An 8,473-nucleotide genomic window follows, 5' to 3' on the forward strand; every position below is an offset into this window, starting at 1 on the left:
CCTGACCAGGCCGGCCCGGAGCAACTCCTTCCGGCTCATCGTGAAGGTCTCCATGGGGGAATGACACTTCCACGAAGGGAGCCCCCCATGACACTTTCACGTAGCAGTTACCCCATGACATTTTCATGTAGCAGCAGCATCCGGCTGGACTTCTTCTTGACGCCGGACTGCGGAAGAACGACAATGCCGCGCCGGATTCCTGTTCTCGCAGCGGTGACCGTCACAGCGCACCTCACGGGGAGATCGCGAGATGAAACTCAAGGGTTTGATGATCGCCAGCGGCTTGCTGCTGTGTCTAGCCCAGGACGTCCTCGCCGACAGTACCTTCATCCTGGCCACGGGTTTTAGGGGCAAGGACTGACGCGATGGGACGCGGACTCGCCCTGTTCGCCGGTATCGCGCCCGAGATTATCCGCGCCTCCGCGCGGGAGGCCGAGGCGCTGGGCTACAGCTCCTTCTGGGTGAACCATCCCGGCGCGACCGACGGGCTGGCCTCACTCGCCGTAGCCGCGCGAGAGACCCAGCGCATCGAGCTCGGCATCGGCGTGATCCCCCTGCACACGCGGGGGCCGGACAGCATCGTCCAGGGCGTGCGCGCCCACGCCTTGCCCCTCGGTCGCCTCCTCCTCGGAGTCGGCAGCGCGAATCCAGGCGCCCTCGCCCGCGTGCGCGCGGGCGTCGCCGAGCTGCGCTCGCAGCTCCAGACGCGCCTGGTGGTGGCGGCGCTCGGCCCGCAGATGTGCCGTCTGGCCGGGGAGATCGCCGATGGCGTGCTCTTCAACTGGCTGACCCCGGAGCACGCACGGCGCTCGGCGGAGCTGGTACGGGCAGGCGCGGCCGCGGCGCGCCGGCAGCCGCCCAAGCTCTTCGCGTATGTCCGCGTCGCGCTGGGCGGGGAGGCGCGCGACCGGCTCGGGAAGGAGGCCGACCGCTACGCGGCCATCCCGGCGTACGCGAACAACTTCGCCCGCATGGGCGTGAAGCCGGTGGAGACGGCCATCGCCGCCCAGAGCCCGGCCGCGATTCCGCCGGCGCTCGGCGAGTGGCAGGGTGTCGTCGACGAGGTCGTCGTCCGCGCCATCACCGGCAGCGACACCGTCGAAGAGACCCTGGCGCTGGTCCGGGCGGCAAAGCCTGCGTAGCGCTCTGCCCGTCGCGCCCCTACGCCCGCCGGAAGCTCGGCGGCGGGCTGTCGAACACGACCCGCCGCCCGCTCGGATGGACGAAGCCGAGCCGGGTGGCGTGCAGGCAGACGCGGCGGAGGGGATCGCCCCGGCTCCCGTACGCGCGGTCGCCGACGATCGGGTGGCCGAGCGCGGCGAGCTGGGCGCGGATCTGGCCCCGGCGTCCCGTGACGAGCGCCAACTCGAGCAGCGTCGCGTCCGGGTAACGCTCCAGTACGCGGTAGCGGGTGATCGCGTCCTTGCCGCGGCGGGCGCCGGGCGCGGGGCGGACGCGTAACGCCCGGTCCTCGACCAGACGCGAGCTGAGCGTGCCCTCCTGCGCGCGGACGACGCCCTCCACGCGAGCGACGTACACCCGCTCGGGCGTCCGCGCCTGGAACTGCGCCTGGAGCGCCCGCTTCGCGGCCCACGACTTGGCGAAGACGAGCAGGCCGGAGGTCTCCCGGTCGAGCCGATGGACGACGAAGACCCGCCGGTCACCCTGCGCCTGGGCCCAGTCCCGGAGCAGGCGGTACACGGTCCGGGTGCGCTCCTTGTCGGTCGCGATCGTCAGGAGCCCGGCGGGCTTGTCGACGACGAGAAGGTGCTCATCCTCGTGCACGAGCCGCAGGGGCGCCGGGAAGGCGATCTCCGGCCGGCCAAGCTCGACGCGGTCGGCCGGGCCCACCCGGGCGTCGCCGCGACGGACCACGACGCCGTTGACCCGGACGCGTCCGCTCGCCAGCCACTGCTTGATCCCGCGGCCCGACGCCCCGGGGTGGAGGGCGCGCAGCCGCTCCCGGAGCATCGCGTCTGGTTCGCGGGCCGGAACCTCCACAAAGAGGGATAATACCCGGCGGCCGGACTCCAGCGGGAGGCACCATGGGTAAAAAGCTTCTCTTCGTCGGCGCCGGGGCCATCGGAAGCTACCTCGGGGCGTTCCTGTCGCGCGCCGGACACGATGTGACGCTCGTCGATCCCTGGGCCGAGCAGGTCGAGACCATCCGGCTGCGCGGCCTGTCAGTGACCGGGCCGCACGAGCCCTTCGAGGCGCGACCGACCGCCGTCCACCTCAACGAGGCGGCTCGCCTGGCCCGCGATTACGAGATCGCGTTCGTGGCCATGAAGATGTATGACACCGCGTGGGCGGCTCAGCTCGCGCTCCGGCACCTGGCCCCCGATGGCTACGTCGTCTCGGCCCAGAACTGCTGGCCCGACCCGGTGGTGGCGGCCGTGGCCGGCGCCCCGCGGGCCGTGGGGCTGGTCATGTCCAAGATCGGTGTGGCCCTGTGGAAGCCCGGCCAGGTGGAGCGGGGCATGGACAAGGGCCAGGGCCGGGGACACGACGTCTTCCGCGTGGGTGAGCACGACGGGCGGACCACGCCGCGCGCCACCGAGCTGGCGCAGATGCTCTCGGTGATCGACGGCGCTCAGGTCACGGACAACCTCTGGGGCGAGCGGTGGGCCAAGCTCTGCGCGAACGCCATGGGCAACCCGGTCCAGGCCATGTCCGGGCTCGGCTCGCTGGAGATCGCGTCCAGCGAGGTCGGGCGCGCCATCACGATCCATCTCGCCGGGGAGTCGGCGCGCGTCGGGCGCGCGCTCGGCTACCGCGTCCCCAAGTTCAACGGCGCCGCCGCCGAGCAGTGGGCGGACGCCGACCGGCGCGAGACCTGGGAGACCCTGGACCGGATGCTCACCCCGGCCTCGGCGAGTCCCCGCAACTGGCGGGCATCGATGGCCCAAGATGTCGCCAAGGGCCGGCCCACCGAGATCGACCACATGAACGGCTACGTGGTGGCGCGGGGCCGCGAGCGCGGTGTGCCCACCCCGGTCTCGGCGGCCGTGGTCGAGGTCGTGCACGAGGTGGAAGAAGGCAAGCGCAAGCCCGAGCCGCAGAATATCGGGCTCGTGCTGCGCCGGGCAGGCGTGTAGACGTAAGACGGAGGAGCGGCGGATGAACATCTTCAGGGCCATGGCTGTGAGGAACCTCGAGGAAGCCACCAAAGCCATCCCCGTCATCGACTTCGGGCCGGCGTTCCAGGCCGGCGCCGGCCAACTGGAGACCGTGGTCCGCGAGGTGCGGCGCGCCTGCGGGGAGATTGGCTTCTTCTACCTCGCCGGGCACGACGTGCCGCAGGCGGTGATCGCGGAGGCCTTCGAGGCCTCCCGCGAGTTCCACGCCATGCCGCTCGACGAGAAGATGCGGCTCAAGCTCAACGAGAACAACATCGGGTATCTGGCGGTCAACCAGAGCATGCAGCGGCACTCGACCGTCCACAAGGCCACCCGGCCGAACTACAACGAGAGCTTCTTCATCAGCCACGACCGGGGCGCCGATCACCCGGACGTCGTCGCCGGCATCCCGCTGCGGGGCCGGAACCAATGGCCCGAGGGCCACGAGCGGATGCGGGCCAGGATGGTCACGTACTTCAAGACGCTGGAAGCACTCGGCGAGAGGATGCTCCCCGTGCTCGCGCGGGCGCTCGACATGCCCGCCGACTACTTCCGCCCGTTCTTCGCGAACGAGGCGCACATCAACCTGCGCTTCCTGCACTACCCCCACCAAGATTCGGACGACGACGAGCAGTTCGGTCAGGGGCCGCACACGGACAACTCCTTCTTCACGATCCTCGCGCGGGAGGACGTGCCCGGGCTGGCCGTCCGCCTCCCCAGCGGGGAGTGGCTCGCCCCGCCGGTGATTCCAGGGACCTTCCTCGTGAACCTCGGCAACGTCATGAAGCGATGGTCGAACGACCACTTCCTCTCGACGCCGCACGGCGTGCTGAACGACTCGGGCCAAGACCGCTACTCGATCGGCTTCTTCTACAGCCCCACCCCCGACGCGGTGATCGAGTGCCTGCCGAGCTGCGCGAGCGCCGACGACCCGCCGCGCTACCCGCGCGCGGTCTACCGGGACATGGTCCTCGAGTTCTACAGCGCCAACTACTTCCATCAGAAAGGCTACGCGGGCAGTGCGCGTGTCGCGTACTGAGGCGCCCCCGGAGGACCGGGAGGTCAGGCATGAAGACGATCACCGTCACCCCCGAGGAGATGAGCCGCCGCACCGTGCGGTTCAAGGACCTCGAGTGCTGGGAATCGCGCTGGCCCGTCCCGACGTGCGCGTGATCGCGCTGGACGGCGACGGCTCGCTCCTCATGAACCTGGGCTCGCTCTGCACCATCGCGGCCACGGCGCCCCCGAACTACGCGCTGGTCGTCTGCGACAACGAGGTGCACCAGACCACGGGCGGCCAGCCGACGGCGACGGCCTCGGGCTCCGACCTGGCCGCCATTGCGCGCGGCGCCGGCGTCGAAAAGGCGATGGCGGTTCGGGCGGAAGACGAGCTCGAGCGCGCGTACGACCGCATCCTTTCCGAGCCCGGCCCGTTCGTCGTCAGCGTGAAGGTCGCCAAGGGGAAGAGTGAGAGCGGGCTCGACCGCGACGTTGTCGGGGTCACGCGCCGCTTCGCCCGCGCGCTGGCCGCGCTGGGGCGCCGGCCGGGCGCGTCGTGACATGCTCCATCAGATCCAGCGGATTCTCCACGACCGCGTCGTGTTCGCCCCGATCTGGGAGAACGCGTTCATTCGCGGCGTGGGACCGAGGGTGGAGGAGCCGGCTCTCACGCTGATCCCCGCCTTCCCGTACTCCGCGCCGTACGAAGACCTGCGGCTCAAACGACCATGAACACGTGCTGGTAGGGATGAGCCTAGTGCCGTTCCAACTATTCGCGCCTAGGAAGGCACCGTGTACGTCGTTCGTGGACAGATTTAGTATCAACAAGTTGGAACGGCACTAGCCGTCCGGCCCCTGCGCATTGCGGCCATCGAGGTGAGCCACTGGCATTCGCTGCACGACGCGGCCTACTTGCGCCACCTCGCCAGCATGCCCGACGTCGGGCTCGTCGGGCTCCAGGATCCCAGCGCCGCGATCGCTGCCAAGCGCGCCGCGGAGTTGGGCAATCCTCCAATCTTCACCGACTACCGCACGATGCTGGCGGAGACTCGACCGGACTTCGTGATCGCGCTGGGACGGCACAACGTCATGGCGGAGATCGCCCACCACCTCCTCGACCACGGCTACCCGTTCGTAATGGAAAAGCCGATGGGCATCAGCGCCGCCGAGGTGCGCGGCATCGCCGAGAAGGCGAAGGCCAAAAACGCATTCGCCGCGGTTCCGCTCTTCTATCGTTATCAGCCGTTTGTCGCCCACGCTCGACGGTTGCTCGCGGAAGGGCGGTTCGGCCCCGTGTCACACCTCTACATCCGCCAGAACCGGCCCGGCCCGGCGCGCTATCCCGCCTGGGACGTGCCGTGGATGCTCGATCCCGCGATCACCGGCGGCGGCTGCCTCAGGAACCTGAGCCCGCACGGCCTCGACCTGTTCCTCGTCCTCACTGGCGAGGATGCGCGGGTCACGGGTGCTCAGCTCAGCTGGCGTGCCCACGGCCAACGCGTGGAAGACTACGCCACCGTCCTACTGCGTTCGGCGAGCGGCATCATCGGAACCATCGAGGTCGGCAATACCTTCCCGCGCGATGGCACCGACGGCGAGTGGAAGATCGCGGGCCGCGATGCCATCCTAGCCCTCAAGGACGGCGTCATACGCCTCACCACGGCCCACGGCGACGAGACCATGCCGGGGCAACCCGAGGAGCCGCTGGCCCTGACGTCGCTGCGCGATCTCCTGAGCTGCTGGCGACGGGGCGCGCCGCCGCCGACCAGCGTCGACGACTGTCTCCGAATCGCGGAACTCATCGACCAGGCCTACGAACTCGCCGGCCGGCCCTATGCGTGAGGCTCCCACCATGCGACCCCATGAGGAGACGATCTCGGTCGGCGGCATCGACGTCCACGCGTGGATCGGCGGGCAGGGTGACCCGCTGCTGGTGCTCCACGGCGCCGGTGGCAACCGGGGATGGACGCGCTGGGTACAGCAGGTCTCGGAGCATTTCACGGTGTGGGCGCCCACGCACCCCGGCTTCGGGCGCTCGGGCGACGCCGACTGGATGGAGGGCATCGACGACCTCGCCAGGTTCTATCTGTGGTTCATCGACGCCGCCGGGCTCGGCCGGCCGCACGTGCTCGGCCACTCGATCGGCGGGTGGACGGCGGCGGAGATGGCGGCGATGAGCCCGCCCTCGATCGGCCGGCTCGTCCTCGTGGCGCCCGTGGGCCTCAAGCCGGAGACGGGGGAAATCCTCGATGTCTTCTACTATCCGCCCCCTCAGCTCCTCGACCTGACCGTCCACGACCCGAAGACGATTCCCGAGTGGGACGAGCTGTTCGGCCGCAAGCCCACGCCGCCCGAGCTGGAGATCGCCACGCGCAACCGGGAGATGGCGGCGCGGCTCACCTGGAAGCCGTACATGCACAATCCGCGTCTCGCCCGGTTCCTGCCCCGGGTGACGAATCCGACGCTGATCGTCTGGGGCCGCGAAGATCGTATCGTCCCCGTCGAGTGCGGCGAGCAGTACCGGCGGCTCCTGCCCCACGCGACGCTGACCGTGCGAGAGAAGTGCGGCCACCTGCCGCCGATCGAGCAGCCCGACGCCTTCGCGCGGCTGGTGCTCGACTTCCTCCCCGCGCCGCTCCCGGCGGCGCCAGGACACGCGCGGTCGTGAAGCTCTACTACTTCAGCGAGATGCCGCACCACGAGTTCCCCGACGAGGAAGGCGAGAAGTATCCATCGCTCCGGCTCGAGCTGCCCAACCGCTTCTTCAGCCCGCAGAAAGCCGCCGCGAACTACCAGCGCTACCTCACCGAGTACGAGTTCGCCGACCAGGCGGGCTTCGACGGCCTCATGATCAACGAGCACCATTCGACGCCCTCGTGCGTGAACGTGGGCGTCAACATGACCGCGGCCATCCTGGCCCGCACGACGAAGCGGGGCAAGCTCCTGCTCCTCGGCAACATCCTCCCCATTGAAGACAATCCCGTGCGCACGGCCGAGCAGATCGCCATGGCGGATCTGATCTCCGGCGGCCGCGTGCTCTCCGGCTTCGTGCGCGGTATCGGCATCGAGACGTGGTGGGCCAACACGAATCCCGTCCACAACCGCGAGCGCTTCGAGGAGTGCCACGACCTGATCTTGAAGTGCTGGACCGAGCCCGGTCCGTTCCGCTGGGAGGGACGCCACTACCACTTCCGCCACGTCAACCCATGGTGCCTGCCGCTCCAGAAGCCGCACCCGCCCATCTGGATCCCCGGCTCGGCGAGCCCGGAGACGGCAGTGTGGGCCGGCCGCCGCGGCTACACCTACGTGCCGTTCCTGGTGCCGTTCGACATCGCGCGCGAGCTGTTCGACTTCTACCGTCAGGGCGCCGCCGAGGCCGGGCGCGCGGTGACCGCCGACAATCTTGGCTTTCTCATCTGCGCCGTCACGGCAGACACGAAGGCAAAGGCGGTCGAGGCCGGCCGGCATTTTGTTTGGCGCATGGGCCCGACGCTGCGCGGGCCCGCCGAGTACTTCGCCCCGGTGGGCATGCGCTCGCGGGCGGGGGCCCAGTTTGCCCTGAAGACGCGGCCGCGGTCGCTGGCGCAGATGAGCTACGAGGAGCTGCTGGCCGGGCACTTCATCATCGCTGGCACGCCCGACGAAGTGGCCGAGCGCTTCGCCTACGTGCAGCGCGAGTTGGGCGTCGGCCACCTGCTCCTGGAAGCCCAGGAGTCCCGGATGGACCACCCGACGACCATGCGCTCGATCGAGCTGATGGGCGCCAAGGTCATCCCCGCGCTGGCGACGGTGTAGGCAATCCAAGAGCCGATCTCCGCGCCGCACTGCACGGTTAGACCCGCCCGGAACTACAGCCGTGGCGCGACTCGCTCGGCCGCTTGGGCCGACGTGATGACGGGGATCACCTCGAAGTCCACAAGATCGCTCCATCGAGCGATCCACTGCTCGAGGGGATGACGATCCTCGCTCTCCATGAGCTGATAGCACCTGGTCATGTCCGACGTGACCCAGCTCGAGACGTATTTTAGGGCCTCCGGAGCGAGCCTCCCCTTATCCCGAAACCGCCGGTACACGGGCGCCGGGTCGCCATTCTTGAAGCTCTCGATGACCATGTAGAGCATCGTTGGCCTTTCTCCCTACGCCGCCGGCAGTGTCACGCCGCTCCGCCTCATGCAGTAGCATCTTGCCCGTTCTGCGTGGCGCTCGAAGATAGCCGCCCGCCGGCGGGCACGCAAGCGGCGGCGCGGCGACTGACACGGGACGAGCGCGACCAAAAGGCTCTTGACAGAACGCCGCCGCGGGTAGCAGATGCTTCCACCACCAAGCCAGAGAGGATCCGCCGATGAGACCATCCA

Annotated in this window: 10 protein-coding genes; 8 read left to right on the top strand and 2 right to left on the bottom strand. The window is 69.3% G+C overall.

Going from position 1 to position 8,473, the window contains the following annotated elements; genetic code table 11:
• The first annotated feature begins 365 nt into the window (after positions 1-365).
• A complete protein-coding gene (locus VGV13_17505; protein ID HEV8642888.1) occupies positions 366-1,142 on the top strand; it encodes an LLM class flavin-dependent oxidoreductase in 777 nt (258 codons plus the stop codon).
• A 19-nt stretch (positions 1,143-1,161) separates the two neighbouring features.
• Here VGV13_17505 and VGV13_17510 read toward each other — a convergent pair whose 3' ends face one another.
• On the bottom strand, positions 1,162-1,971 hold the full coding sequence (locus VGV13_17510; protein HEV8642889.1) for an RluA family pseudouridine synthase: 810 nt from the start codon (positions 1,969-1,971) through the stop codon (positions 1,162-1,164).
• 74 nt (positions 1,972-2,045) lie between these two features.
• Here VGV13_17510 and VGV13_17515 point away from each other — a divergent pair, with 74 nt between their 5' ends.
• The 7 genes from VGV13_17515 to VGV13_17545 all read left to right on the top strand — a co-directional run bounded on the left by VGV13_17515 (position 2,046) and on the right by VGV13_17545 (position 7,913).
• Complete coding sequence (locus tag VGV13_17515; protein HEV8642890.1) at positions 2,046-3,098, top strand: 2-dehydropantoate 2-reductase; 1,053 nt, start codon at positions 2,046-2,048, stop codon at positions 3,096-3,098.
• A 22-nt stretch (positions 3,099-3,120) separates the two neighbouring features.
• Positions 3,121-4,158 (top strand): 2-oxoglutarate and iron-dependent oxygenase domain-containing protein, encoded by a 1,038-nt coding sequence (locus tag VGV13_17520; GenBank protein HEV8642891.1) that lies wholly within the window; start codon positions 3,121-3,123, stop codon positions 4,156-4,158.
• Between the two features lie 94 nt (positions 4,159-4,252).
• Positions 4,253-4,678, top strand: coding sequence for a thiamine pyrophosphate-dependent enzyme (locus VGV13_17525; protein HEV8642892.1), 426 nt, complete (start codon positions 4,253-4,255; stop codon positions 4,676-4,678).
• A 1-nt stretch (position 4,679) separates the two neighbouring features.
• Positions 4,680-4,850, top strand: a complete 171-nt coding sequence (locus VGV13_17530) for a hypothetical protein (GenBank protein HEV8642893.1) — start codon at positions 4,680-4,682, stop codon at positions 4,848-4,850.
• Positions 4,851-4,994: 144 nt separating this feature from the next.
• Positions 4,995-5,960, top strand: a complete 966-nt coding sequence (locus VGV13_17535) for a Gfo/Idh/MocA family oxidoreductase (protein HEV8642894.1) — start codon at positions 4,995-4,997, stop codon at positions 5,958-5,960.
• 10 nt (positions 5,961-5,970) lie between these two features.
• Positions 5,971-6,786 (top strand): alpha/beta hydrolase, encoded by an 816-nt coding sequence (locus VGV13_17540; protein ID HEV8642895.1) that lies wholly within the window; start codon positions 5,971-5,973, stop codon positions 6,784-6,786.
• Positions 6,783-7,913: an LLM class flavin-dependent oxidoreductase gene (locus VGV13_17545; protein ID HEV8642896.1), complete on the top strand. Its 1,131-nt coding sequence runs from the start codon at positions 6,783-6,785 to the stop codon at positions 7,911-7,913. The genes VGV13_17540 and VGV13_17545 overlap by 4 nt, the downstream gene beginning before the upstream one ends.
• A gap of 53 nt (positions 7,914-7,966) precedes the next feature.
• Here the strand turns inward: VGV13_17545 and VGV13_17550 are convergent, their stop codons facing one another.
• The gene (locus tag VGV13_17550; protein HEV8642897.1) at positions 7,967-8,239 is read right to left on the bottom strand and encodes a DUF3303 family protein; all 273 of its coding nucleotides are present in this window, start codon (positions 8,237-8,239) and stop codon (positions 7,967-7,969) included.
• Positions 8,240-8,473 lie beyond the last annotated feature (234 nt).

It is taken from the genome of Candidatus Methylomirabilota bacterium (genome assembly GCA_036001065.1).
Classification (GTDB): domain Bacteria; phylum Methylomirabilota; class Methylomirabilia; order Rokubacteriales; family CSP1-6; genus MNEF01.